The organism is Rhizobium sp. LARHSG275, assembly GCF_052871115.1.
On the sequence record NZ_JBIXJN010000008.1, the window covers coordinates 1 to 23,917 of the forward strand.

Annotated in this window: 21 protein-coding genes and 4 pseudogenes; 15 read left to right on the plus strand and 10 right to left on the minus strand. The window is 61.4% G+C overall.

The features are described from left to right. The first annotated feature begins 312 nt into the window (after window positions 1-312). Window positions 313-786, plus strand: a complete 474-nt coding sequence (locus ACIPSK_RS12090; protein WP_446532931.1) for a cytochrome c-type biogenesis protein — start codon at window positions 313-315, stop codon at window positions 784-786. A gap of 74 nt (window positions 787-860) precedes the next feature. Continuing rightward, complete coding sequence (locus tag ACIPSK_RS12095) at window positions 861-1,541, plus strand: CBS domain-containing protein (protein ID WP_162116415.1); 681 nt, start codon at window positions 861-863, stop codon at window positions 1,539-1,541. 431 nt (window positions 1,542-1,972) lie between these two features. On the opposite strand, the gene ACIPSK_RS12100 is transcribed toward ACIPSK_RS12095, so the two are convergent. After that, window positions 1,973-2,242, minus strand: a complete 270-nt coding sequence (locus tag ACIPSK_RS12100) for a hypothetical protein (RefSeq protein WP_162116416.1) — start codon at window positions 2,240-2,242, stop codon at window positions 1,973-1,975. A gap of 71 nt (window positions 2,243-2,313) precedes the next feature. Between ACIPSK_RS12100 and hemA the strand changes: the two genes are divergently transcribed. The 3 genes from hemA (at window position 2,314) to hemC (ending at window position 6,525) form a co-directional block, all read left to right on the plus strand. Then, on the plus strand, window positions 2,314-3,528 hold the full coding sequence (gene hemA / locus ACIPSK_RS12105) for a 5-aminolevulinate synthase (RefSeq protein WP_162116417.1): 1,215 nt from the start codon (window positions 2,314-2,316) through the stop codon (window positions 3,526-3,528). Between the two features lie 316 nt (window positions 3,529-3,844). Further along, the gene (locus ACIPSK_RS12110) at window positions 3,845-5,587 is read left to right on the plus strand and encodes an ABC transporter transmembrane domain-containing protein (protein ID WP_246709697.1); all 1,743 of its coding nucleotides are present in this window, start codon (window positions 3,845-3,847) and stop codon (window positions 5,585-5,587) included. Further along, window positions 5,587-6,525 carry a hydroxymethylbilane synthase gene (gene hemC / locus ACIPSK_RS12115; protein ID WP_162116418.1) on the plus strand — a complete coding sequence of 313 codons (939 nt, stop codon included), beginning with the start codon at window positions 5,587-5,589 and terminating at the stop codon, window positions 6,523-6,525. Before ACIPSK_RS12110 ends, hemC begins: the two co-directional genes overlap by 1 nt. Window positions 6,526-6,960: 435 nt before the next feature. Here hemC and ACIPSK_RS12120 read toward each other — a convergent pair whose 3' ends face one another. Then, on the minus strand, window positions 6,961-7,794 hold the full coding sequence (locus ACIPSK_RS12120; RefSeq protein ID WP_162116419.1) for a universal stress protein: 834 nt from the start codon (window positions 7,792-7,794) through the stop codon (window positions 6,961-6,963). Between the two features lie 93 nt (window positions 7,795-7,887). After that, window positions 7,888-8,757 (minus strand): annotated as a pseudogene (locus ACIPSK_RS12125) (HAD-IC family P-type ATPase); the annotation flags it as partial. A gap of 237 nt (window positions 8,758-8,994) precedes the next feature. On the opposite strand from ACIPSK_RS12125, the gene ACIPSK_RS12130 reads away from it, so the two are divergent. Beyond that, window positions 8,995-9,318 (plus strand): TraR/DksA family transcriptional regulator, encoded by a 324-nt coding sequence (locus tag ACIPSK_RS12130; RefSeq protein WP_017965688.1) that lies wholly within the window; start codon window positions 8,995-8,997, stop codon window positions 9,316-9,318. Window positions 9,319-9,346: 28 nt separating this feature from the next. Then, window positions 9,347-11,209, plus strand: coding sequence for a heavy metal translocating P-type ATPase (locus tag ACIPSK_RS12135; RefSeq protein ID WP_162116420.1), 1,863 nt, complete (start codon window positions 9,347-9,349; stop codon window positions 11,207-11,209). On the opposite strand, the gene ACIPSK_RS12140 is transcribed toward ACIPSK_RS12135, so the two are convergent. Continuing rightward, on the minus strand, window positions 11,206-12,027 hold the full coding sequence (locus tag ACIPSK_RS12140) for a universal stress protein (protein ID WP_162116421.1): 822 nt from the start codon (window positions 12,025-12,027) through the stop codon (window positions 11,206-11,208). The genes ACIPSK_RS12135 and ACIPSK_RS12140 overlap by 4 nt on opposite strands. 129 nt (window positions 12,028-12,156) lie before the next feature. On the opposite strand from ACIPSK_RS12140, the gene ACIPSK_RS12145 reads away from it, so the two are divergent. Together ACIPSK_RS12145 and ACIPSK_RS12150 are read left to right on the plus strand one after the other, a co-directional pair. Continuing rightward, window positions 12,157-12,615, plus strand: coding sequence for a pyridoxamine 5'-phosphate oxidase family protein (locus ACIPSK_RS12145; protein WP_162116422.1), 459 nt, complete (start codon window positions 12,157-12,159; stop codon window positions 12,613-12,615). 45 nt (window positions 12,616-12,660) lie between these two features. Then, window positions 12,661-13,026 (plus strand): hypothetical protein, encoded by a 366-nt coding sequence (locus tag ACIPSK_RS12150; RefSeq protein ID WP_017965684.1) that lies wholly within the window; start codon window positions 12,661-12,663, stop codon window positions 13,024-13,026. A gap of 10 nt (window positions 13,027-13,036) precedes the next feature. On the opposite strand, the gene ACIPSK_RS12155 is transcribed toward ACIPSK_RS12150, so the two are convergent. Beyond that, a complete protein-coding gene (locus ACIPSK_RS12155) occupies window positions 13,037-13,399 on the minus strand; it encodes a universal stress protein (protein WP_246709683.1) in 363 nt (120 codons plus the stop codon). A 49-nt stretch (window positions 13,400-13,448) separates the two neighbouring features. After that, on the minus strand, window positions 13,449-13,748 hold the full coding sequence (locus ACIPSK_RS12160; RefSeq protein WP_017965682.1) for a hypothetical protein: 300 nt from the start codon (window positions 13,746-13,748) through the stop codon (window positions 13,449-13,451). 516 nt (window positions 13,749-14,264) lie between these two features. Here ACIPSK_RS12160 and ACIPSK_RS12165 point away from each other — a divergent pair. From ACIPSK_RS12165 to ACIPSK_RS12180, 4 genes and pseudogenes are all read left to right on the plus strand, one after another. After that, window positions 14,265-15,901 (plus strand): annotated as a pseudogene (locus ACIPSK_RS12165) (MBL fold metallo-hydrolase). Continuing rightward, window positions 15,882-16,235, plus strand: a complete 354-nt coding sequence (locus tag ACIPSK_RS12170; protein ID WP_017965680.1) for a hypothetical protein — start codon at window positions 15,882-15,884, stop codon at window positions 16,233-16,235. The pseudogene ACIPSK_RS12165 and the gene ACIPSK_RS12170 overlap by 20 nt, the downstream one beginning before the upstream one ends. Then, window positions 16,228-17,400 (plus strand): acetate/propionate family kinase, encoded by a 1,173-nt coding sequence (locus ACIPSK_RS12175; protein ID WP_162116425.1) that lies wholly within the window; start codon window positions 16,228-16,230, stop codon window positions 17,398-17,400. Before ACIPSK_RS12170 ends, ACIPSK_RS12175 begins: the two co-directional genes overlap by 8 nt. Window positions 17,401-17,774: 374 nt before the next feature. Next, window positions 17,775-18,440 (plus strand): CBS domain-containing protein, encoded by a 666-nt coding sequence (locus tag ACIPSK_RS12180; protein ID WP_210254170.1) that lies wholly within the window; start codon window positions 17,775-17,777, stop codon window positions 18,438-18,440. 5 nt (window positions 18,441-18,445) lie between these two features. On the opposite strand, the gene ACIPSK_RS12185 is transcribed toward ACIPSK_RS12180, so the two are convergent. Beyond that, complete coding sequence (locus ACIPSK_RS12185; RefSeq protein WP_162116412.1) at window positions 18,446-18,646, minus strand: hypothetical protein; 201 nt, start codon at window positions 18,644-18,646, stop codon at window positions 18,446-18,448. A gap of 64 nt (window positions 18,647-18,710) precedes the next feature. Here ACIPSK_RS12185 and ACIPSK_RS12190 point away from each other — a divergent pair, with 64 nt between their 5' ends. Beyond that, complete coding sequence (locus tag ACIPSK_RS12190) at window positions 18,711-19,640, plus strand: ABC transporter ATP-binding protein (protein WP_246709685.1); 930 nt, start codon at window positions 18,711-18,713, stop codon at window positions 19,638-19,640. A 26-nt stretch (window positions 19,641-19,666) separates the two neighbouring features. Here ACIPSK_RS12190 and ACIPSK_RS12195 read toward each other — a convergent pair whose 3' ends face one another. The 3 genes and pseudogenes from ACIPSK_RS12195 to ACIPSK_RS12205 form a co-directional block, all read right to left on the minus strand. Beyond that, window positions 19,667-21,388, minus strand: coding sequence for an HAD-IC family P-type ATPase (locus ACIPSK_RS12195; RefSeq protein WP_446532932.1), 1,722 nt, complete (start codon window positions 21,386-21,388; stop codon window positions 19,667-19,669). Window positions 21,389-21,417: 29 nt separating this feature from the next. Further along, complete coding sequence (locus ACIPSK_RS12200; protein WP_246709689.1) at window positions 21,418-22,305, minus strand: P-type ATPase; 888 nt, start codon at window positions 22,303-22,305, stop codon at window positions 21,418-21,420. A 180-nt stretch (window positions 22,306-22,485) separates the two neighbouring features. Then, window positions 22,486-22,665, minus strand: a pseudogene (locus tag ACIPSK_RS12205) (universal stress protein); the annotation flags it as partial. 441 nt (window positions 22,666-23,106) lie between these two features. Between ACIPSK_RS12205 and ACIPSK_RS12210 the strand changes: the two are divergent. After that, a pseudogene (locus ACIPSK_RS12210) lies at window positions 23,107-23,802 on the plus strand (VIT1/CCC1 transporter family protein). The last annotated feature ends 115 nt before the right edge of the window (window positions 23,803-23,917 follow it).

Consider the following 23,917-nt stretch of genomic DNA (forward strand, 5'->3'; position numbering starts at 1 on the left):
GTTCGGACGATACCTTGCCTTGCATACGGGACCTGCTCCCCACTATCTGTTCAGGACAAACGCGAAGGACGGGCGGACCAGGCTCATCCCCGGTTCACGCCAAGGGGGTTACGGTCCCGCCCGTCCGACCCCTGGGGGATGGCCATCCCCCAGGGGTCGCACCCATCATCAACGGATGCAGTTTGAACATGCAAGGGGGCCGAGCGGCGGAGCTGCGAGGAGCTTGAGCGCAAGCGAAAGGTCGCCTGTGCTGCGAAGGGTGGCCCCCTTGTCCGCCCTGTCGGGCACCTTCTCCCCGAGGGGAGAAGGGGAATGCGGCTTCTCTCCCGGCTCCTCATCGTCCTTTTCGTCCTCTTCACGCCCGTCTCCGCCTTCGCCGTCAATCCCGACGAGGTGCTGGCCGATCCAGCTTTGGAAGCCCGCGCTCGCGCTCTCTCGGCCGAGCTGCGCTGCATGGTCTGCCAGAACCAGTCGATCGACGATTCCAACGCCGATCTGGCCAAGGACCTGCGCCTGCTGGTGCGCGAGCGCATCAGCGATGGCGACAGCGACGAGGCGGTGCTGACCTACATCGTCTCGCGCTACGGTGAATTCGTGCTTTTGAAACCGCGTATCAGCATGAAAACCGGGCTGCTCTGGGGCGCACCGCTGCTGCTGGTGCTTGTGGGCGGGCTGTCACTGCTGGTCTTTGCCCGCAACAGGGCCGGCAAACCGACCGGCAGCAAGCTGACGGCCGATGAACAAGCGAAGCTGAGCGAGATGCTTCACAGAAATCGCACTATTTGACGGAGATCAATGGCGGCTCGACGCGGTCGTCCTATCGTCGTCGCAGCAACAATTCCTATAAACGAGGCAGGACAATGCAGGCGAAGGACATAATGACCACGAAGGTGGTGTCGATCGGTCCAGCAGTCAGTATACGCCACGCTGTCGCTGTCATGATGCACAACAACGTCAGCGGCCTTCCTGTCATTGACGACGAAGGCCGCGTCTGCGGAATGCTTACGGAGGGCGACCTGCTGCTGCGAAGAGAGATCCGCTTCGCTCCCCGCGCCGCCCGCGCACCCGAAATCATATCCGAGATCGATCTTGAGCGATATATTTCCAGCAATGGCTGGTGTGTCGCCGATGTCATGTCTCAAGATGTGATCGTGGCGAGCCCCGACAGCGAGGTATCGGATATCGCCGAAAGCCTCCAGGCGCACCGGATCAAGCGGCTGCCGATCGTCGAGGACGGGCGCCTAGTCGGGATTGTCAGCCGCAGGGACATCCTCGGCCTGATCATCGACGCCCAGACGGCGCCGCTGCCAAAAGGAGATGAATCGATCAAGCTGGCGGTCCGAACGCGCCTGAGGTCGGACCTGGGGATAACGCCTCAGAAGATCCAGGTGACCGTCAAGGACGGCCAGGTGACACTCGATGGCAACGTCGAGTCGGAGCTGAAGCAAAAGGCTGTTCGCACCCTGGTCGAAAGCCTGGGTGTCGGCGCCTATCGTGACCGGCTCCAGATCGCTCGGCTGACCGGGACCGAGGTGGGTTGAGACAGCGCCTCTATGCTGTTTAAAGCGCCGACCAATATCCGCACATCCGCGGAGACCAATTTCTGGATGTCGGAGCATATGCGGCGATAAACCATCTTATGCTCGCCCGCTGGTGTTCAAGCCGAATCTCGCAAAGATTTAGTGAAATCGCCGCTTGCCTCAACCAGACAATCTCGCAGATTCTGGACACCCGAAATTCTCAAGCTTGCGGCACTGCCGCCCGCGCCTGGCGGCGCGGCTTCGGCTGGCGCTCGTTGGTGAGAGTGAATTTGACGCGAGGAGGCTCGCTCGGTGTTGCGCCCCAAAACCGAGCGAGCCTCTGTCAAGTTTCCCCCCTTGACACGGGAAAATCCCGACCCGCCAAATCGACATACTCAATAGGCGAGGCCGTTTCCTTGATGGAGGTCAAACATGGCTGGCAGAGGCAGCGTTCATTCGGCGGCAATGATCTCTTCCAAAATGGGCAGAAAATCAATCGTGAGGCTTTTCTCGTCGATCGGTCGGACATGTCTCAAGAGGATTCGTCCCGTGCGATCGATAATAAATGTTTCCGGGACGCCGTAGGCTCCCCAGTCGATCGAGCTTCTTCCCGTGGTGTCGATTCCGATCGCCGCGAACGGATTGCCGTTTTCCACAGCGATTGGAACGGGGGAATCTCGTGACTGGTCCGATGCGCTCGCCAGTCGGTGTTCAGCTTTCACCCAACTTGATCAGGATCAAATACGCCGCAACCACCGCAATGTACTGCTCGAATCGAACAGGGAGCGTGCACATGGATTTCGAAGCGTTTTTCAAAGACGAGCTGGACGGGCTTCATAGCGAAGGCCGTTACCGCGTTTTTGCCGATCTCGAACGTCACCGCGGCAATTTTCCCCGCGCGACGCGTCACACCGCGGATGGCCAAAAGGAAGTTACGGTCTGGTGCTCCAACGACTATCTCGGCATGGGCCAGCATCCGAAGGTGATCGAGGCGATGAAGAACGCCATCGACCACTGTGGCGCGGGTGCGGGAGGCACCCGGAATATTTCTGGCACCAACCACCATCACGTCATGCTCGAGCGTGAGCTTGCCGATCTGCACGGCAAGGAAGCCGCGCTGATCTTCACCTCAGGCTATGTCTCCAACTGGGCAGCGCTCGGCACGCTTGGCGCCAAGATCCCCGGCCTGATCATCTTCTCCGACGCGCTGAACCATGCCTCGATGATCGAGGGCATCCGCTATGCCAAGTGCGACAAGGTCATCTGGAAGCACAATGACGTGGCCGATCTCGAAGCCAAGCTCAAGGCCGCCGATCCGAAGGCGCTGAAGTTGATCGCCTTCGAGAGCGTCTATTCGATGGATGGCGATATCGCCCCGATCAAGGAAATCTGCGACCTCGCCGACAAATATGGGGCGATGACCTATCTCGACGAAGTGCATGGCGTCGGCATGTATGGCCCGCGCGGCGGCGGCATTGCCGAGCGCGAAGGGCTGATGGACCGGCTGACCGTGATCGAGGGCACGCTCGGCAAGGCGTTCGGGGTGATGGGCGGCTATATCGCCGCCTCGACGGCGCTTTGCGATTTCATCCGCTCGTTTGCCTCCGGCTTCATCTTCACCACGGCGCTGCCGCCGGCGCTCGCAGCCGGCGCCGTTGCCTCGATCCAGCACCTGAAGATCAGCCAGTTCGAGCGCGCCCGCCATCAGGACCGCGTCCGCAAGCTGAGGGCGCTGCTCGACCAGCGCGGCATTCCGCATATGCCCAATCCGAGCCATATCGTGCCGGTGCTGGTCGGCGATGCGGCCAAGTGCAAGTGGATCTCCGACCTGCTGCTCGACAATTGCGGCGTCTATGTCCAGCCGATCAACTATCCCACCGTGCCGAAGAAGACCGAGCGCCTGCGCATCACGCCGACGCCGCTGCATTCCGACGCCGATATCGCCCATCTGGTCGAGGCGCTGCATTCGCTTTGGTCACGCTGCGCGCTCGCAAGGCACGTTGCCTGATGCATTGAGGACACTTCCGTTCTCTAACGAAGGCATGACCCATCGTCTGCTTGCTAAATTCAGACGTCGTGCAGCCCTCTACGTTTTTTCAGGTCTCGGGTGCGGGATCGCGCCTCCGGCAGACGAGGATGTATCGCCATTATTATTGATCGCGATCAAAGACAGAGCCGCCTTCCCAGAAGAAGAGTGCCACGGAATGAAGTCGGAGACCAAGACATTGATGATTGCAAAGCACGACTGCCGTTCCGCCGGCCCGTTGGAAGGCGCCACGGATACATGCGGGGGAAATTCCGCGAAGCGGAGGATCGGCGGCCTGATGCGTTTGCGACCATTGCTTCGCAATCATCGGCCGCTGGTGGTGTGCGCGGGTGTTTCGCTGACCTGTGCGGCTCTGATATCGCTTGCGCTCCCGTTGGCGGTTCGCAGGATGATAGACAATGGCTTCAGCCAGGCTGATGGCGCGTTCGTCAACCGTTACTTCATGATGCTAATGATCCTCGCGATCGGACTCGCGGTAGCAAGCGCCTGCCGATACTACTTCGTCACGACGCTTGGGGAACGGATCGTTGGCGATCTCCGGATAATGGCCTTCCACAAGATCACCCGTCTCCCCGCGAGTTTCTTCGATGCAAACCGGTCGGGGGAAATCGCCTCGCGGCTGACCGCCGACGCTGCTCACATTAAGACAGCGACGAGTCTCGCCGCATCCGTAGCGTTGAGAAACTCCATCCTCTGCGTCGGCGCTCTTGCCATGATGTTCGTCACAAGCCCCGCTTTGTCCGCGATCACCATGGGCGCCATTCCCTTAGTCGTGGCCCCGCTGGTGGTATTCGGACGCTCGGTTCGGAAGCGGTCGAGGGCCGCTCAGGACGCCCTGGCCAATGCATCCGCTTACGCGGCCGAAATCATAGCCGGAAGCCGCACCGTCCAGGCATTCAACGGCGAGGAGATCGCCTGTCGCCGATACTCAAAGGATATAGAGGAGTCCTATCGAAGCGCAGTCGTCGCTTCGCGCTCGCGGGCAGTCCTTACGGCGGTGGCAATCGCTCTAATATTCGGAAGCGTCGTCGGAGTGCTATGGATTGGGGCGCACAGCCTGCTTAGCGGAACGCTTTCTGCCGGTAATCTCAGTCAGTTTCTAATCTATGCCGTGATCGCGGCGGGCTCGCTCGGGTCGCTCTCCGAGGTCTGGGGCGAAATGGCCCAGGCTGCCGGAGCGGCTGGACGGCTTTTCGAGCTATTGGACGAACAAGGGAGCGTCCGTCAGCGTGGTTCCGTCAGACCGATCGGTCAGGTACGGGGCGACGTTCAGATCGCGGATCTCCATTTCGCCTATCCTGGCTCGCTTGAACGAGAAGTCCTTAGAGGCCTCTCGCTGCAGGTCGTGGCCGGCGAGACGGTCGCGATCGTCGGCCCATCGGGATCGGGGAAGAGTACCGTTCTCTCGTTGTTGCTCGGTTTCTATGACGACTACTCGGGCAGCATCGCGATCGACGGGCGGGATATCAGATCGACCACGCCCGAAGATCTTCGGAAGGAGATTTCCGTCGTCCCGCAGGACGTGACGATCATCGGCGCCTCGATCGCTGAAAACATCGCATTCGGTCGTCCTGACGCCACGGAGGCGGAAATAGGGGCGGCTGCCGCCAAAGCGCGGGCGGACGCCTTTGTCGCCGCGCTTCCAAAGGCATATGAAACCGTCGTCGGCGAACGCGGTCTGACGCTCTCCGGAGGACAACGCCAGAGGATAGCGATTGCACGCGCGCTGCTCAAAGATGCTCCAATCCTCCTTCTCGACGAAGCGACCGCCTCGTTGGACGCCGAGAACGAGCAGCTCGTTCAACGGGGATTGGAAGGACTCATGAGCGGTCGGACGACGATCGTTATTGCGCACCGGCTCGCCACCGTTCTCAATGCCGACCGCATCCTGGTCATGGACAAGGGCAGGATCGTGGAGGAGGGTACACATGCGTCGCTAGTTCGACAGGGGGGACTTTACGCAAGACTCGCGGAGTTGCAGTTCAATGTCGCCACCCAGCCCGAACAGGATGCCGCCTGATGAAGTTGGGAGGAGCTGCACAGAACCAAATCAAGATCGGTACGCGAGCGAGCCCGCTTGGGCTTGCCCAGGCGAAGGAGGTGGCCGGCCGGCTCGCCGCCTACCACGGTCTTCCTGGTGACTGCTTCGAGATCGTGCCTCTGACGACCAGAGGCGATCGGATTGACGAACGGCCGTTGCCAGAGGTCGGAGTGAAAGGCCTTTTTACAATTGAACTGGAGGAAAGGCTCCTTTCGGGAGACCTCGATCTTGCGGTGCATTCGGCCAAGGACGTCGCCACGACCCTTCCGGACGGGCTGCACCTCAGCGCGTTCCTGCCGAGGGAGGACGTGCGCGATGTGTTGATCTCACGCAGCGGATATCGATTGTGGGAGCTGCCGCCTGGCGCCGTGGTCGGTACATCGTCGATCCGACGCGCAGCGCTTGTCGCAATGCACCGGCCAGATCTAGATATCGTCCCATTTCGGGGATTCGTCGGTACGCGGCTGCAGAAGCTCGAGAGTGGGGTTGTTGACGCGACGCTGCTTGCGATGGCGGGACTGAACCGACTGGGCATGTCCGACGCCGCGACGGAGATTTTGAACCCGCGCGATTTCCCACCTTCGCCCGCGCAGGGAGCCATCTGTATCGAGAATGTCGTCGCGAATGACCGAATAACTGAACTGGTATCAGCTCTAAACGATGCAAGCACGGCCGATGCCGTTCGCTGCGAGCGTGCCTTCCTTCGAACCCTCAACGGCTCGTGCCGAACGCCGATCGGAGCGCTCGCGGTCTGTCATGGAAGCGAGATTCTGCTTCGCGGTCTGAGCATTGATGCTGATGGGCGGAACCCTCGGCGCGTGACCGTGCGTGGCGCTCGGACAGTCCCGGCGGCGCTGGGCGAAGAGGCCGGTCGGATGGTCCTGGCCGGGGTGGGGATGGCGTCCGGATCCGTTTAGAGGGATCGGGTGGCGTCAAGTTCCCGTGGACGTGCATACGACGTTGGATCTTTCGAGGCCGGTAAACCGGTAAAATGCAAGCGATCTCAATGAGCCCGAGGTACCCGGCGAGGAACCGTTCCCCGATCAGGAACCTGTCAAGGGCGCCGCGCTATCAGCCAGACGTCGTCTCACTGCCCGACTAGGGAATGATCGGCGATGGGCTTTTGCGCCACGATCCTGTGCCCGTCCAATTGCATCGACCTGACTTGGTGATCGATGGCGTCATCTTCAATCACCGTCTTTAGCTGATGCCGATTGGGCGGTGGTGTCGGCGCCGTCGGAGCCTAACGCGGGTGACATCCGGACGGCCAACATCGATCGTGTTGAACGCGCCATGCCGCACCACTGGGCGGCCATGACCGCAAATGTTCCGCGGCCATGTTCCTCACTCAGTCAATGCGCCATGAAAATCGGCATGCTGCTTTGCTCGATCATGTTGCGCGTCACGCCTCCGAAGAGCGTCTGCTGCCAGCGAGGGTGATTGTATGCGCCCATGACGACCAGATCCGCGTTGACGTCCATCGCATGCCGCCTCAGGACCTCGTCGGCGGTGTTTCCGCCACTGGCCACGCGATCCACCTGAACCTTGACCCCGTGACGGGACAGGAAGCTCGCGATGTCGGCGCCTGGTTCTTCTCCATTCACCCGCTCTCGCGAGACCGGATCGACCATCGTCACGTAGACGCAGTCCGCCGTCTTCAGCAGGTCGAGGGCCTGCCTTGCAGCACGCGACGCCTCGTCGCTCGAATCCCACGCCAGTACGATCGATTTTGAAGTTGAAGAGAGCGGCCGCCGTCCGCGGTTGATGATGATTGGCGTCGGCGTATGGAACAGAGCGCCATCCATGACCCTTTTCTGGAGTTCCTCGTCCTTGCACGCTTGGCGGCCGACGAGAACGACGTCGGCGTAGAGCGCCCGTTCTGCAACGTCCTCCCGTGCAAAAGCATATTCCGTATAGACGTCCTGCACGTCGTAGGACAGGTCGGTGCGCGAGAGAGACGCCTTGATCTCTTCGGCTTTCTTGACGAGTTCCTCGATTTCGCGCTGGCGTTCTTCCAGCCAGACGGTCGACAGGGAGTTGTATTCTCCCATCATCGGCGACGCGCCCATGCAGATCACGACCGCGCTGAGATGCGCTCCTGAGGCTCCGCAAAACTCGACGGCGGCCTTCAGATCTTCATCGAAATATTTGGAACTCAGGATGCTCAATACCGTGCGAATGGACATTTCGATCACCTCTCTTGTTGGATATCGAAAGGATAACGGCACATGCGCTGACGTCTTTGATCTTCGTCAAGCAACACGGGATGAACGATCGCGGTCGTCCCGGCGGACGAGGGTTCCTTCGTTTGCAAGCAGTGCGCGCAGCAGCCTGCGCGCCCTCTCGCGGACCAGGCCGCCGTCCAGGCCGCTCGCCCTGATCTCGCACCTGTCGAGATCGGCATGGGCGTCCAGAGCGATGTCCGTGCCATCAGGCAGGCGAATTTCAGTCACCGTCTGCACGTTGCTGGTCAAGGTACCCGTCTTGTCCGTGGCGATCATCGTAATCGAACCCAGGGCCTCCACCGCCGGCATGCTTCGGACGATGACGTTGCGGGCGGCCATCCGCCGCATGCTCACGGCAAGCGCGACGGAGATGGCGATCGGAAGGCCTTCCGGAACAGCGCTCACCGCCAGACCTACCGACATCATGACCAGATCGTGCAGAGGGAGGCCCCGCATGAAGCCGGCGACGACCAGCACTAATGCCGCCAATCCTACGAAAAGAGCGAGCGCGTTCGTGAACTTCAGCAGACGGGCGACAAGCGGAGGCTGCGAGGAATCGGCTCTTCCCAACTCGGCGGCGATGACCCTGGCCGACGGCTGCTCGAGCTTGCGAAGGGCGGCGGCCGCCCGATCCGCAGAATACTCCTGATACGTGCCGATGGAGGCATTGATCAGAAGCACGACGAGAATGAACAGGGCGTCCTCGATCCTGCCGGTCGCAAACGAGAGTGCCGACGCCAGCAAAAGAATGTAAATGATCGGGTTGCGAAATTGGATGAGGAACACCTTCAGCGGCGATGGAGGCTCAGGCTCGGGCAGCGTGTTTGGCCCGAACTCGGCAAGGCGTTCCGCGGCCTCGACCTCGGTCAGACCGATCACCGTAGGTGTGGTGGGGGCGGGTGTCTGTGCCGTGAGATTCATCATGGGCTCCGGGCTTGTGGCAACGATTTCACTGAAAGCTCGCGCGACAGCCTATGTGCCCCTGCGCAGGCGGCATTGACCGGGATCAAGGAGCTCCGATCGCGTTGAGATATGCTGCAGACGACTTGTGACCGCGGCATATGCGGTCACGGCGTTTCGAAGGCGGTGCGTTTGGTTCGGTATTACGACGGCATCGCGTGTGGACCCAAATTGATCCGGCATGATTGAAAGGCGATTAAAATGAACAAAAGCTCGGTACAGACGGTGTTGCAGACGATGAAGGAGGATCTTGTCCGTCGTCTCGGAGCGATCGATGCGGACCTCTGCGTGGCGCTCGAGAAGGACAGCGAGGAGCGCGCGACCCAGGTTGAGAACGACGAAGTTCTCCGCGAGATGCAAGCCGAGGGGCGCGACCAGATTGCGGCCATCGACGCGGCTATCGACCGGCTGAACGATGGCACATATGGGCGATGCGTCAAATGCCATCATCCGATCGGCAAGGAGCGGCTAACTGCGGTTCCCTATACGCCGTTCTGCATCGATTGCGCAAAGTCGTTTCGCTGAGGCTTCCGGATTGATGGGAGGGTGAGAGGTGGTTACAGCGGCGGTTTGGAGGGCGGGCAGGTGGACGTACCCTCAAGCCAGGCTCTCGCGACTGAGGAACGGGAGCTCCCGGTCGGGCTTTCTGGTGCTGTCGTCGCTCCTTGCGCTTGCGGCTGCACTCGCTTTTCATCTCGCGGATTACGGCCTTGGATATCGATTAATCCTGGTAGGCTGCACCAGCTTGATCCTGCTGTCTCTTTGTACCGAGATGGCCAGGAAGCTGCGGAAAGAGGAATATGGCCTGGACCTGATTGCGGCCTTGGCCATGGGCTCCTCCTTATGGTTCGGCGAATATCTTGCTGGAGCGATCGTCGGTCTCATGTATTCCGGCGGTCAGTTTCTGGAGGCATACGCACATCGTCGCGCCGACGAGGGCATGTCGGCCTTGCTGGCGCAAGTGCCGCGGACGGCCCTGCGGCTTGCCGGAACCGGTTTCGACGAAATTCCGATCGAGACGGTCGCGGTCGGCGACGTGCTCCTGATACGCAAGGGTGACGTCATACCGGCCGACGGGACTCTCGTTGGCGAAGTCGCGACGATCGACCAGGCGGTGCTGACCGGAGAGCCTTTCCCGGTGCGCATCGCCAGGGATGGCAAAATTTCGAGCGGCGCCACGAACGAGGGGGACGCGATCGAAATTCGCGTTCTGAGCCGCGCCGAGGACAGCACCTATGCCGGCATAGTCAGGCTCGTGGAAGCATCGAGGCGCTCCAAGGCGAAGCTGATGCGCCTGGCCGACCGGTTCTCGGTCTGGTTCCTATTCGCCACGGTGGCGATTGCAGGAGGCTCGGCATTCATGTCCGGAGACCTTTCAAGGATCGTGGCCGTGCTGGTCGTCGCCACCCCCTGTCCGTTGATCCTTGCCGTACCCGTCGCGCTTGCGGCCGGCACTTCAAAAGCCGCCAAGGAGGGCGTTCTGGTGAAGGGCGCGGGACCTCTCGATGCTCTCGCCCAGGCCACCGTGGCGGTGTTCGACAAGACTGGGACGCTCACCGCGGGACAGCCGGAAGTTGGCCACATCGAGGGACCGCAACACCCCGACAGGATCCTGCGGCTCGCCGCCTCGCTGGACCAGGCGTCGGGGCATGTGGTCGGACGCGCGCTGGTGGACGAGGCGCATAAACGTGGGTTGGTACTGAGCCGCCCATCGGAGGTGACCGAGACCGCCGGATCCGGAATTTCCGGCATCGTCGATGGCGTGCATGTCGGCGTCGGAGGAGACACGTATTTCGGAGAAGCGCCGCCATCCGAGCCGAACGGGTCAATCAGCGCAATGCGTGTCAAGGTGATGTTTGACGGCACGCCGGCTGGCACGATCATGCTCGAAGACCGGCTTCGCGAAGATGCTGTCCAACTCGTCGCCCAGCTCAGGGCATCTGGAATCTCTCGAGTAGTCCTGGCTTCCGGTGACGAACTGGCTATCGCGACAGTCATAGCCCGCTCGCTTGGCTTGGACGACGTCGCGGCGAGGCTCGCTCCCGCAGACAAAGTCGCAGTCGTCGAACAGGAGCGCGTCCACGGGAAAGTGCTGATGGTCGGCGACGGCGTGAACGACGCGCCAGCGCTGGCGGCGGCCGACGTCGGAATCGCGGTCGGCGTCGAGAATCTTGCGGCGGCTGCGGAGGCTGCGGATATCGTGCTCGTCCGAGACGACCTCACGCAGATAGCGAAGGCTATCTGGATCGCGCGTCGTTCCCGCAAGATCGCGCTTCAAAGCATCTATGCCGGCATAGGTCTCTCGCTCCTCGCGATGGGGTTCGCGGGAGCGGGATACCTTCCGCCGGTCGGCGGCGCATTGCTTCAGGAGGTCATCGACGTTGCCGTCATCCTCAACGCCCTTCGCGCCCTTTAGTGGGCGAGAAGCACCGGCAGTTCGGCTTTGACGAGCAGTTCCCGAGTGACGCCGCCAAGGATGAATTCACGAAGCCGCGAATGGCCAAATCCGCCCGCGACCAGAAGGTCGGCCTTTCGTTCGAGCGCGGCCGATTGGATGGCGGCTGTCGCGGTCTCGCCGCCTGCCTGGATCGAAACGTTCTCTACGTCGAATCCCGAGTGTTTCAACGAGGCGATCAGGAGTGCGCGGTTCGCCTCGTCGACCTCCTTGTCGTCGGTGATCGAGATGACCTGCACCTTGGTCGCGCGCTCGATGAAGATGCGTGCGCAGGAAAGGGCGCGCGCCGCGGTGGCGCTGCCGTCCCAGGCAACGGCGATCGTGTCCACACGAGAGCAGACGCTGGTCGCAGGAAACAGCACGAGGGGTCGGCCGCTCCCGAACAGCAGCGTCTCGGAAAGCTGGCGGGACAGTTCCGAAGCCTCGACGATGGACAGGTCGTGGCACCTGGCGATTTCGGAAAAACGTTCGTAGACGAACGGTTCCCTGACCTCGAATCCGTGGATTCGCACGTCGAAGCCAGTTTCCGAAACAGCGTCGGCGACGTGTGCCCGCAGCGAAGTCCCGCTGTCCCGGCTATACCCCTCTGCTTGTTCCCGCCATGTGTCGACATCGATAAAAGTGGGAAAGGGCTGATGGACTTGGGGGATCCGGACTCGTGGGATGCTGGCGACGAGATCGGCGTCGTTGTGCCGAGCGAGGTCGATTGCGTTGTCGATGATGGTGAAGGAACTCGGGTCGGGGTAGGTCGACAACGGAAGATGGAACTGCGGCTTCATGCTGGCCTCCTGAGGTTAAACTGCCGTGATGGTGCATGCGGCAGAGCGAGTTCGCATTGCGCTTTGTCAAGGCCGCGGCGCGACGAAGCTCCTATGATCGTGCCTTGATTAAAGCTGGAGGAAAAGGCCATGACGATCAAGCTGACGGAGATCAATCCCGGTGAGTGCTACCGAATCTTTGAGAACGAACGCTTCGGTCATCTCGCCTGCTGCAAGGATGGGCAGCCTTACGTGGCGGCGATCTATTTCGCCTTTTCCGGCGGCGTCGCCTATAGCTTCACCATGCCCGGCAAGAAGCTCGACTGGATGCGGGGGAACGACAAGGTCTGTCTTCACGTCGAGCAGCGTTCGAGCAGTGGCGGGTGGACGAGCATCGTCGTCGAAGGCAGGTTCGAGGAGTTTCCGGACAGCGACTCGCGACGAAGCGAAAGGCTCTATGCGTGGTCGCTTCTCCAAAAGTATTCGGACTGGTGGGAGATCGGCTCTATGAAGCCCCAGGAGCTTCCTATGCCCGATGGCTCTCCTCACGTCTTCTACGGCATTGCCGTCACGGCCGTGTCGGGACGCAGCGCGGTCAGAACGGAATGACCGCGATGATCGAGCCGAACCCACATCCCACAAGCGGAGCACCACATGACATATCTCCCCAGTCCAAGCGCCACATTCAACTTCACCCTCGGACCCGCATTTTGCGCAGGGGCTCTGATCCAAGAGCAGATCTTCGTCACGTCGGCCACGATCACCACGGATTTGACGGCGTCCGCCGCTCGGCGAGGGCTTCGATGCTTTGAATTTCTGACAAGACTTGGCTGCAGCATCGACCACGGCGATGCGGTCGAGGTCCTTTCGGACTTCGTCGAGACCGAGCTGGAGGAATATCCTAAGGAGGTGTCGCGGCTTTGCGAGACCGGGTCGCGACTGTTGTCGCATACCGCCGAACTGTATCGTGACATCGCCGCCGGTCAGGTCAGGGAGGCTGAGGCGAAGAGGGTCGTGTGAAGCGCGCTGCTCACCGGGTCGTTCGCAAGACGAGCACGGAGCATGGTGCGCGCGGTACGACGTGATCCACGACCGAGCCAAAGACCCGGTCGAGCACGTCGTCCCGGTGAGAGGCAATCACGACGAGATCGGCGGCGGTCACCTTCGCGATGGCCACGATGATCTGAGACGGGTTCCCCGCCCTGACGTGTATAGAAGCAGGAGTGTCGGTCGACCGCAGGGCTTCCGAAAGTCTGGTCTCAGCGGCGGCCATCACCTCGATCGCCCAATCGTCCGGCGAGGCGGACGAGGGTAGGCCCTCCACTGCGTGAACGAGGTGGAGGCTTCCGTTGTGCGCGAGCTGCGCGCGGGCCGTTTCGATAAGCTGGAGCATGCGTTGCCGGGATCCTCGGCCGATGGCGCAGACGACTGTGGCGAACATCTCAGTATATGTCCTTTCCAGACAGGCTGACGAACTCGGTCGTCAGGCCCTCGCCATGCGCTTCCTTGAGAAGCCGATCGGCGCTCATGATGTCGAGACACATGCTGCCAGTGAAAGATTGCCGCAGCGCGCAGCAGAAATGGTCTCTCGCCCATGCCTGGCCCCGCGGCGTCGCCGCCGTCACCTCCCAGCGATCCTCGTCCCGACGTTCGAGAACAAGGTCTGCCGATGTTCGCTCGACCGGGGAAGCGGTCGTGGCTACGTCGGCTGCGGTGTTGCGTGTCTTTTCGTGTTCGCGCATGTCCGTCTCCTTTGGATGAGGTCGTGGCGCTGTGTCCAGGGAGGCTATCGGACCTCAGGCATTCCGTCTTTGACGAGCATCAATCCGGATGTTTGACCCGGATCAAGCGAAGGTCGGGAAGGCGATGAGATTCCGCTGACTATGAAGGGACACGTTAGGGCAATGGTGCTTGACGAGGGGCCGTACGATTCGCCTCGGGGGTTGGGCCACGCCCGCGGCACTGCGAATTTTGCCGCGGGTCGCGGATAATCTATGCGACGAGCCCGGCTTCACCGGCTACACGCGACGGCGGTTTCGCAACGCGATCGATCGCCAGGATCGGAGTATTCTCGATGGCGAAGGCGGCCGCATCCGATGCGTCACCAGCGTCCATGCTCTTGTGGATGCAACGAGGCCTTCCTGCAGCAACTCTTAGGCGCCCGACGGCTAAGCGTCCGTCGTCGAGCTTGTCTTTGACCTTCGTCAACGTACGATCGCCTGCGGCGGCGTAGGTTCGTGACAACAGTAGGAGTTGTCATGGCCAATCCCATTCTCCATTTCCACGGCGCCGCGGGGTCGGTCACCGGGTCGTGCTTCTTTTTAGAGGCTGGTGGCACGCGCATTCTGATCGACTGCGGAATGTTCCAGGGCTCGAAATCGGAGAAGGAGCTCAACTACAAGCCATTCCCCTTCGAACCATCGACGATCGACGCCGTGCTGCTCACGCACGCGCACATCGACCATTCGGGCCTGCTTCCGAAGCTTGCGAAGGCGGGATATGGCGGACCGATCTATGCAACGCCGGCAACGATCGACCTTTGCACGATCATGCTGCAGGATTCGGGTCACATCCAGGAGTCGGAGGTCCGACAGCTCAACCGAAGGAATCGCAGAAGGGCGCGAGATACGGTGGAGCCCATCTATACCGCCGACGACGCCCGAAGCATGCTGCCGCAGTTCATTGCGGTCGAGTACGGGGAGTGGCGGGAGACCGTCGGCGGCGTAAGGTTCCGCTACTGGAATGCCGGACACCTGATGGGCTCCGCATCGATTGAAGTCGAGGCGTCCGGCGCCGACGGGGCGACAAGAATTTTGTTCTCGGGCGACGTCGGGGCGAGCGACAAGCTGTTCGAAAATCTCCCGCGGGCGCCTTCCGGGGTCGATTACCTCGTTTGCGAAAGCACCTACGGAGATCGGGAACGGGAAGAGTACGCCTTGAAAGATCGACGGGACCGGCTGCGCGACGTGGTGGCGAGCTCGAACAGCCCCGGCGGGGTTCTTCTTATTCCCTCCTTCGCCGTCGAGAGGACGCAGGAGGTGCTGACCGATCTCGTCGCCCTCATGGACGAAGGAGAGGTGCCGCGCTGCCCAATCATGATTGACTCGCCGCTCGCGTCGCGAGCGACCGAGGCATTCAAGAGGCATGCGGCGGACCTCGGTCACGGCGGCAAGGCGTTCCTTCGCGCGCTCAACGCGCCGAACGTCCGCTTCACCGAGACGGCCGAGCAGTCGAAGGCCCTCGATCTCGTCCGTGGCTTTCACATCATCATCGCGGCAAGCGGGATGTGCGAGGCGGGGCGGATCCGCCACCGCCTGAAGAACTGGCTCTGGCGGCCGGAGTGCACCGTGCTGTTCGTCGGGTTCCAGGCGGCTGGGACGCTCGGCCGCATTCTGCAGGAGGGCGCGACCGACGTCCGCATCCAGGGCGAGGAGATTCACGTCGGCGCCAGGATGGCCACGCTCGACGCCTATAGCGGACATGCGGATGCAAGCGAATTGGATGCGTGGGTCGCCGAACGGGAACCGATCCGGAAGACGATCTTCTTGTCCATGGAGAGGAGAGCGCTCGTCGAGCGATGTCCACCCGGCTTCCGAAGCAACTTTCCGCAAAGGTCGTCTGCCCATCGCTGGACGACGCCTACGAGCTTTCACCGGCGGGTGCACGCCTCATCGAAGACAGGACGCCCGCACGTATCAAGCCGGTCGTGCCCGGCAGGCCCGACTGGAACAACGACTATCAGGGATTCGTTCTGGACCTGTCCGATCATCTGAAATCCGTCGCCGACGAGAAGGGCCGCGCGGTCGTGCTGCGCAGGCTTCGACGCGCACTGGACCCGGACGATGTTCCGGCAGTCGAAGGGAGGAGGGCCGGAAATGCTGATCATGGATCGTGACTGCAAGCGCGGCGGAGAACGCTTCGCGATACCGAGCCAGGGGGAAGTGCAAGGCAAGCTTATCGTCCTGGAGGTCGTCGCTATAACCTGCCTGCAGGAGGTTCTCGCTTCGAAGAATGCCTTTGCGGTCGCTGCGCTAAAGAAGAAGATCCTGCGGGCGATGAAGGAGCAGTGCGCGCCGTTCGGTCTGTCGTCGGAAGACGAGAAGGCCGCCCTGGAGTACGCATGCGAATTCTTCGCAGAGGCAAGCAAGGAGGCAGCCAGGCGGGCTGCAACGAAGGTGGCTGCGAGGTCTGCTGGGACGGCACGCCCCAGGACTCCGGGCCATGGATAGGGTTGCCGTCACTTTCAACGCCGGTTCCTCCAGCCTCAAGGTCGGCGTCTTCAGGTTGAAGGACGGCCGGGCACTCCGGCTGGGAGGCGGTATTGCCACGCTCGGGGACCCGCCAAGGTTCACCTTTCGATTTTCTGACGGGGACGAGGCTGTCGATCTTCCGTCCGGGACAGCAATCGATGCGCGGCTGGTTTCGCAGGCCGTCGATTGCATCGTCCGCAGAGGATTCGACCCCGTGGTGGCCGGCCATCGCATCGTCCACGGCGGACAGGTCTTCGATGGCCCCGTTCTGCTGGAGCCCGAAGTGGTCCTCGGAATGGAAGATCTGACGCATCTCGCGCCGGTGCATCTTCCTCTGGCGCTTGCGATCGTCCGCACAATCCGAAGCGCATATCCGGACATACCGCAAACAGCGTCATTCGATACCGCATTCCATTCGTCGCAGAGCAGTCTTGCCGCACGGCTCGCCATTCCAAGGGAGTTGCACGACGCCGGGATCCGCAGATACGGCTTCCACGGTCTTTCCTATAAGTACGTCGCCGGCGAACTCAGGAAACACGATCCAGATCTTGCCGCTGGCCGTGTCATCTGCGCGCACCTTGGAAGCGGTGCGAGCCTTTGCGGCATGGTCGACGGCGTGAGTATAGACACCAGCATGGGGTTCTCCCCGCTGGACGGAATTCCGATGTCGACCCGGCCGGGCTCGCTCGATCCGGGTGCCGTCGTCCACCTTCTGCGCAACAATTTTCACGACGCCGATCGTCTCGAGGATTTCCTCTATCACCGTTGCGGCCTGCTCGGCGTCTCCGGTAAAAGCGGCGACGTCCGTGTCCTGCTGCAGGACTTCCATCCGGCATCCAGGGAAGCCCTCGACCTCTTCTGCTTCAGGATTGCCGGCGAGATAGGAAGGCTCGCCGTCTCTCTGGGCGGCGTGGACGCCGTCGTCTTCACGGCCGGCATAGGCGAGCATCAGCCAGAGATACGCACTGGCGTCGCCCACCATCTGGCTTGGCTGGGTCTCTCGTTGAGCGAGCCCGCGAACAAGATGAACGCGACCGTGATCAGCGCAAGAGAAAGCGAAATCGTCGCCCTCGTCATTCCGACCGACGAGGAACAGGTGATCGCCGACGAAGCGATCGAAGTCATCAGCCGCCACAGGCTTTAAGGGGTCGAACATGTGTGCACGCTAAGTCGCGCGTTCAACGACATCTTCACGGAGTAAGCCGGTCATCTTCGCTTACTTCCACTCATTCATCGGTTGGCGTACCGTCGCACCGATCACGGCAGGTCCATGTGCGTGGAGCAATGCACGACGACCATGCCGTTCAACATCACCGTGATGAGGCTCGTCGAAGCGTCCATCGAAGAGGATGGCGAGGACGTGCCGGAGGTACTGAACTCGCACGGGAAAAGGCGTCTTAGGAGGAAACTGGTTTCCTCGACCTCCGCCGTGACACGATGCTCAGGTTTGATCTTCGTCAAGGCGGCGGATCGAATTTTCGCGTGTAATTGTCCTGCCAATCTAAAGGAGACGACACGATGCTTGCTAGAGACATCATGACTACCCCCGTTACGACGCTCGACGAGGGACACAACGTCAGGGAAGCCGTCGAGATCGTCAACGCCAGCAAAATTGGCGCGGTGCCCGTCGTCGATGGCGAAGGTCGGCTCACGGGCATCGTCACGGAGGGAGACCTGCTGCGCCGGGTGGCGTCGTCTTGGGCGAGACGGGCGGTCCCACATACGCGCGACCGCGAAGATGGACTGGCGGACTACGTGAAGGCCCGAAGCTGGCGCGTCAAGGACGTGATGTCGACGCCCGTCGTCAGCGCCACCCCGACCGCCACCGCCAGCCAACTCGCCGAGCTGCTGCAGGCCCACGACATCAAACACCTGCCGGTCGTCGAGAACGGTAGGCTCGCCGGAATGATCAGCCGTCGCGACTTGATGCGAGCGCTTCTCGATGTTCCTCGGCAGTGCACAGCTTCCGGCGACGAGGCGGTAGGGACCGCCGTTCGTAGCCGCCTGGAAGCCGAGCTCGAAATAACCGCCCCTACGGTCAAAGCGACCGTCTCCAACGGGATCGTCACCCTGAGGGGAGAGGTCGACACTGAGCTGGAACGCTCAGCGGCCAAGGTGGCGGCGGAAAGCGTCCGCCGCGTCGGCGGCGTGGTGAACAAGATCACCCTGGCCTACGCATGGTAAGTCCCTCAAACGATGAAATCGTCCCCGGTGTTTCCGTCATGTTTGTCAGGGTCATTGCAGACGCCATCATGTCGAGGCTTCTCCTCGTCATTCTTGTCCTCATGGTCGGGACGGTCGTGGGCGTCCTGCTGGTGAAACCATCCGACGACTCTCGAAGCGGGCGCGTCGAGCGGTCTCTCTCTGACCCGTGAGTGCGCGATGAACATTTGGCCCTCCAGGATTGGAATGCCGGGCCGCGTCTTGCAAAAGACCGGAAGCGCGACAGATTCGATGCCCTCCGACCTGTTCGGTTTTATCTGGCTGATGGGAAGGCGTCATCAGGCGTTGATCGCCGGGCTGTCCCTGGTTCTGTTTGTTATCGGCGCGGCGCCTCTCGAACTCCAGCGCCGGATCGTCAATGAGGCGACCCAGCAAGCATCATACGGGACGCTTCTTTTTCTCGTATCCCTCTATCTCGCGGTGGCAGTGTTGGAGGGCGTGATAAAATTCACCCTCAATCTCTACAGAAGCTGGGTGGGCGAGAAGGGCACGCTCTGGCTGCGGGCGCGCGTTCTGCATCGGGCCGAGACGCCGCCATCAGAATCCATGCTCGAGGGCGTCGAGCTATCGATCGTGCTTGCGGAAGCCGAGCCGGTCGGCGGTTTCGTCGGAACCAGCATCTCCGAGCCGCTGCTGCAGGTCGGCATCCTTGTCACCGTCTGCAGCTACCTGATCTATCTCCAACCGCTGATGATGCTGGCCGTCGCAGCAACCTTCGCCCCGCAGATTGCGTTCGTCCCGATGTTGCAGGCCGCGATCAACCGCCGGGTCGAGGCGAAGGTCGCCATCATGCGCGACGTCAGCGAAGGCATGGTGCATGCGATCGAAGGTGGCCAGGGAGAGGATCCTCAAACTTCGCGCATCGGAGCGATCTTCTCCGCCAACATGGAGATCTACCGCTACAAGTACGCCATGAACTTTCTCATGAATCTCATGGCGCAACTGGGCTATGTCGGCATTTTCGTCCTCGGGGGATATTATGTTGTCACCGGCAAGACCGAGATAGGCACCGTTGTCGCCTTCGTCTCGGGACTGGCAAAGATCGTCGACCCTTGGGGGGCGATCGTGGACTGGTATCGTGACCTCAGGGTGACCCAGGTGAAGTTCAGGCTCATCAGGGACGCCGCGAAGTTCGATGGCGCTGGCATTGGCAAGACGTGAGTGCCTTCCGCGCCCGGCGATCACGCCTATTTTGGAAGGCGCCTTGTACGAGCGCGAGGCCGACGACGCGACGCTCGCTGCAGTGAATGGTGCTGCGTTGACAACGTCGCAAAGTAAAAGATCTTCACGGTCTCGAGAGCTGATACGTAGATCAAGGTCACAGCCAAAAGCACTGCGAGAATTTCGAGGGGGATCGGAACGAAACCAAAAAGCCCGCCGATCGGGGTGTAGGGGATGGTCACTCCTGCCGCAGCGACGGCGATCGCCGTGCCGAATAGCAGCGGACTGGGCCGGTTCCTCCAGATCGGACCCGGCGTCCTGATGACGAGCATGGTCGCCAACTGTGTCATTAGCGATTCAACGAACCATGCGGAGCGGAACTCGTCCTGTCCGGCGGAAAACACTGCCAGCAGGACGACGAACGTCGCCAGATCAAAGAGAGAACTTAGCGGCCCGAACCAGAGCATGAACCTCTTGATGCGGGAGATGTCCCAACGCTGCGGACGCCGAAGGTCTGCCGGATCGACCTTGTCCGTGGCGATTGCCATCGCCGGCAGGTCCGACAGCAGATTGTTTAGCAGTATCTGCTTGGCAACGAGTGGCAGGAATGGCAGCACGAGCGACGCCGCTGCCATACTGATCATGTTGCCGAAGTTGGCGCTGGTCGCGATCGATATGTACTTCATCGTGTTAGTGAAGGTCCTGCGTCCGTCGTCCACGCCTTTGGAAAGGACGGCGAGGTCCTGCCGCATCAGGACGACGTCGGCAGCCTCGCGGGCGACGTCGGCCGCGCCCTCAACCGAAATCCCGACGTCCGCCTCGTGAAGGGCCGGCGCGTCATTTATCCCATCTCCAAGATATCCGACCACGTGTCCGGCCTTGCGGAGGGCCGCCACGATCCGTTCCTTCTGATTTGGGTCGATCTCGACGAACAGGTCGGTTTTCCCCGCACGGCTGAACAGTGCGTCGTTGCTCATGCGGCCGACCTCTTTTCCCGTGAGCATGCAGGAACCGTCGATTCCGATCGACGACGCGAGATGCTGAACGACATATCGGTTGTCTCCCGATATCACCTTGATCCGCACCCCTCGTTCCATGAGGCTTGCTACCACGGCTGAAATATCGGTCTTCGGGGGATCTGAGAAGAGCAGAAAACCTTGCAGGCAAAGCCCGCATTCGTCTTCCCTCGAGATTTCGGGAGCGGCTTTGGATATGGGCCGGGTGGCGACCGCGAGCGCGCGCATGCCTGCTTCTCCCCATTGCCGGCAGGCATCGTCTAATCGTTTGCGGACATTGTCGTCCAAGGCCACTTCGCGGCGCGCGGTCATGACGGCGGCGCAGACGTCGATCACGTTGGTGGCCGCTCCTTTGCAGATCAACAGCGGCGGCCGGTCCTTGCCGGCAACGATCACGGATAGGCGCTTGCGCGAGAAATCGTAGGGGATCTCGGCAAGCTTGCGGGCGTCGGGAGAAATCTCCCCCGCGGCGATCGTGGCCGTCACGGCGTCGTCGAGCGGATTTTTCATTCCCGATTGAAACGCCGAATTGAGAAGTGCCAGCCGCCGCACTTCCGGCGAGCCGACGCCCTGCGGGTCGACACAACTGTCAAGGCGGATGACGCCCTCGGTAAGCGTCCCCGTCTTGTCCGTGCAAAGCACGTCCATGCTGCCAAGGTTCTCCATTGCATCGAGGCGGCGAACGATCACGCCAGACTTCGACATCATCCGGGCGCCGCGCGCGAGCGTCACGCTGATGATCGCAGGCAGCAGCTCAGGCGTCAGGCCGACGGCAAGCGCGAGCGAGAAAAGCAGAGAGTCCATCTGTGAAGCAGGAGATTCGCCACCAGCACGACGACGACGATGCAGAGCATGATCCGCGTCATCAGAAATCCGAAATGCCGAACACCTCGAGCGAATTCCGTTTCCGGAATCTGACGCGCGACGGCGCTGGCGATCCGTGCGAATTCCGTGCGGGGGCCGGTCGCGATAGCAAGGGCCGTCGCCGTGCCGCTCCGAACCGAGGTTCCTGCGAACACGCAGTTGGAACGGTCCGCGAGACCGGCGTCCTCGGTTGAAAAGCCGGGCACCTTCGCAACGGGAAAAGTCTCTCCGGTAAGCGTCGCTTCGCTGACGTTTAAATCCTGCGCGACAACGATGACTGCATCGACAGGGACGAGGCTCCCCGCCAAGAGCAGGATCAGGTCGCCCGGCACGATGCCGGTTGCAGTCACGACCTTGTCGGCGCCGTCGCGGCGGACCCTTGAAGTGAGAGAAATTCGCTGTCGCAGCGCCTCGACCGCTCGTTGCGCGCCATGTTCCTGCAGAAAACCCAGGAAGCAGCTAGCGAGAATGATGATACCGATGATGAAGGCGTCGTGGACTTCGCCGACGCTACCCGCGACAAGCGCTGCGAACACAAGCACGAGCACGAGCGGACTTTTGAACTGGCGCGCGAAGTTCGCCAACATGCCTCCGCCGCTTTCCTCGGAAAGAGAGTTCGGCCCGAACCGTCGTAGCCGTTCTTCCGCTTCGCCGGACGTCAGCCCGTCCTGCAGGGAGCTGGCGAGGGCAGCGCCCAGCTCCGTGGGCGATCTCACCCAGTATGCAGAAGTCGCGACCTCTAAAGCGGACGAAGGGGGAGGAGAGGGAGGAACGGGGATATCCATGGCGAACTCCGTATGTGATTTCGCCGATTATCGTCTCCGCCAGGGGGACGTCATTGATGGTTGTCAAAGCTTCGCATCGAAGGTGCCTGGCTTGATCGATACCCACGTCCACGCCGTTCGAAGCCGGTGAGGTCCCGCCGCTCGATAGCAGCCGAAACCAGCCACGGCGGGCACAGTTCGTCAATGCGACATGAGGATGGGCAGAAGAGGCTCGTGCAAGACGCCATCGGTTGCTCCGCCCAGGACAGAATTGCGTAACCTCGAGCGTCCAAATCCTCCCATGACCAGGATATCGGCGTCCAGTTCCAGTGCTGCTTCCTGAATGCTCAAACCGATGGATGACGAGGTAAACCGAGCGGCAAATATTGTGCCGTCATGTCCTGCTCCATCTCTCGCGGACCGCCGCGATTGCAATCATCTATCTCCCATTCGTTTCGACTCGGCATTGATGTAACGCAATTGCCGGCGCTCCGGCTTCCTGGCCACGGCCGGCGCCGTGTGCCAGAATTCCGTCTCTCCTTCGCCGGGCGCCACGATAACCGGAAGTTCACATAGGCGCCTTTCCAACTGGAAGCCCGCGTAAGTTGATCGTGGTCAAATCCTTGATGGCTGAGCTCCGGTATTGAAGCCAGGAGGACGTGTCTGTGAACAATGGGAGCGCGAAGTGAATTCAACGACCGCCGAAACCACCGGGATGCGGCGGAGACTAGCACGTACGCTAACCCTGTCGCACGCCGTCCTGTACAGTCTAGGCGCGGGTATTTACGTGCTCGTCAGCGTCGCCGCCGGCGGGAGACGCGCATGAGCAGACTGCATTCGGAACATCACCTGGTCTCCCGCATCGGTTGGCTAAGGGCTGCCGTCCTCGGCGCAAATGATGGGATCGTCTCGACGGCGAGCTTGATCATGGGCGTCGCCACCGCGTCCGCCGGACCCTCGCAGATCCTGGTAGCAGGCGTCGCTGGTCTGGTCGCGGGCGCGATGTCCATGGCGGCCGGCGAATACGTGTCGGTAAGCTCTCAAGCGGACACCGAGGAAGCCGATCTTGCACGAGAACGAATCGAGTTGGATACGCAATCAGAAGTTTAGTGCGAGGAGCTGACGGAGATCTACGTCAAACGCGGCCTTACCGACGAGCTGGCCAGGCAAGTCGCGATCCAACTGACTGCAAATGATGCTCTCGACGCGCATTCACGCGACGAACTCGGTATCGTCGAACACATGGCGGCCCGGCCGGTTGAGGCGGCCTTGACGTCGGCCGTCACGTTTGCGGTGGGGGCCGCGTTGCCCCTGCTCATGGTCGTACTTTCGCCCGCCTCGGTGCTAATCTATACCGTTGCAACCGCGTCTTTGGCCTTCCTCGCGCTGCTGGGGGCTATCGGTGCGAAAGCGGGCGGCGCCAACGTCTGGAGAGCCACCACGCGCGTCACTTTCTGGGGCGCTTTCGCTATGACATTGACGGCGGGGATCGGTGCGCTGGTTGATACCGCAGTCTGACCAGTAACTTTCCGCCCCTTCCTGCACGCCCAGCTTGAGGACGGGGTGAGTTTGTAGGATGTTGCGGTTCTGGTCGCAACGAAAGGGGCGACGCAAGATCGACCCCTCAGAGCTC

Excerpts from the sequence above, each read along its gene's own strand:
- ACIPSK_RS12175 (WP_162116425.1), top strand. The coding sequence starts at position 16,228 with ATGGATAGGGTTGCCGTCACTTTCAACGCCGGTTCCTCCAGCCTCAAG.
- ACIPSK_RS12185 (WP_162116412.1), bottom strand. The coding sequence starts at position 18,646 with ATGTTCATCGCGCACTCACGGGTCAGAGAGAGACCGCTCGACGCGCCC.
- ACIPSK_RS12155 (WP_246709683.1), bottom strand. The coding sequence starts at position 13,399 with ATGCTCCAGCTTATCGAAACGGCCCGCGCGCAGCTCGCGCACAACGGA.
- ACIPSK_RS12170 (WP_017965680.1), top strand. The coding sequence starts at position 15,882 with ATGCTGATCATGGATCGTGACTGCAAGCGCGGCGGAGAACGCTTCGCG.
- ACIPSK_RS12190 (WP_246709685.1), top strand. The coding sequence starts at position 18,711 with ATGCCCTCCGACCTGTTCGGTTTTATCTGGCTGATGGGAAGGCGTCAT.
- ACIPSK_RS12200 (WP_246709689.1), bottom strand. The coding sequence starts at position 22,305 with ATGGATATCCCCGTTCCTCCCTCTCCTCCCCCTTCGTCCGCTTTAGAG.
- hemC (WP_162116418.1), top strand. The coding sequence starts at position 5,587 with ATGAAGTTGGGAGGAGCTGCACAGAACCAAATCAAGATCGGTACGCGA.
- ACIPSK_RS12140 (WP_162116421.1), bottom strand. The coding sequence starts at position 12,027 with ATGAAGCCGCAGTTCCATCTTCCGTTGTCGACCTACCCCGACCCGAGT.
- ACIPSK_RS12110 (WP_246709697.1), top strand. The coding sequence starts at position 3,845 with ATGCGTTTGCGACCATTGCTTCGCAATCATCGGCCGCTGGTGGTGTGC.
- ACIPSK_RS12095 (WP_162116415.1), top strand. The coding sequence starts at position 861 with ATGCAGGCGAAGGACATAATGACCACGAAGGTGGTGTCGATCGGTCCA.
- ACIPSK_RS12145 (WP_162116422.1), top strand. The coding sequence starts at position 12,157 with ATGACGATCAAGCTGACGGAGATCAATCCCGGTGAGTGCTACCGAATC.
- ACIPSK_RS12160 (WP_017965682.1), bottom strand. The coding sequence starts at position 13,748 with ATGCGCGAACACGAAAAGACACGCAACACCGCAGCCGACGTAGCCACG.
- ACIPSK_RS12090 (WP_446532931.1), top strand. The coding sequence starts at position 313 with ATGCGGCTTCTCTCCCGGCTCCTCATCGTCCTTTTCGTCCTCTTCACG.
- ACIPSK_RS12120 (WP_162116419.1), bottom strand. The coding sequence starts at position 7,794 with ATGTCCATTCGCACGGTATTGAGCATCCTGAGTTCCAAATATTTCGAT.
- ACIPSK_RS12130 (WP_017965688.1), top strand. The coding sequence starts at position 8,995 with ATGAACAAAAGCTCGGTACAGACGGTGTTGCAGACGATGAAGGAGGAT.
- hemA (WP_162116417.1), top strand. The coding sequence starts at position 2,314 with ATGGATTTCGAAGCGTTTTTCAAAGACGAGCTGGACGGGCTTCATAGC.
- ACIPSK_RS12150 (WP_017965684.1), top strand. The coding sequence starts at position 12,661 with ATGACATATCTCCCCAGTCCAAGCGCCACATTCAACTTCACCCTCGGA.
- ACIPSK_RS12180 (WP_210254170.1), top strand. The coding sequence starts at position 17,775 with ATGCTTGCTAGAGACATCATGACTACCCCCGTTACGACGCTCGACGAG.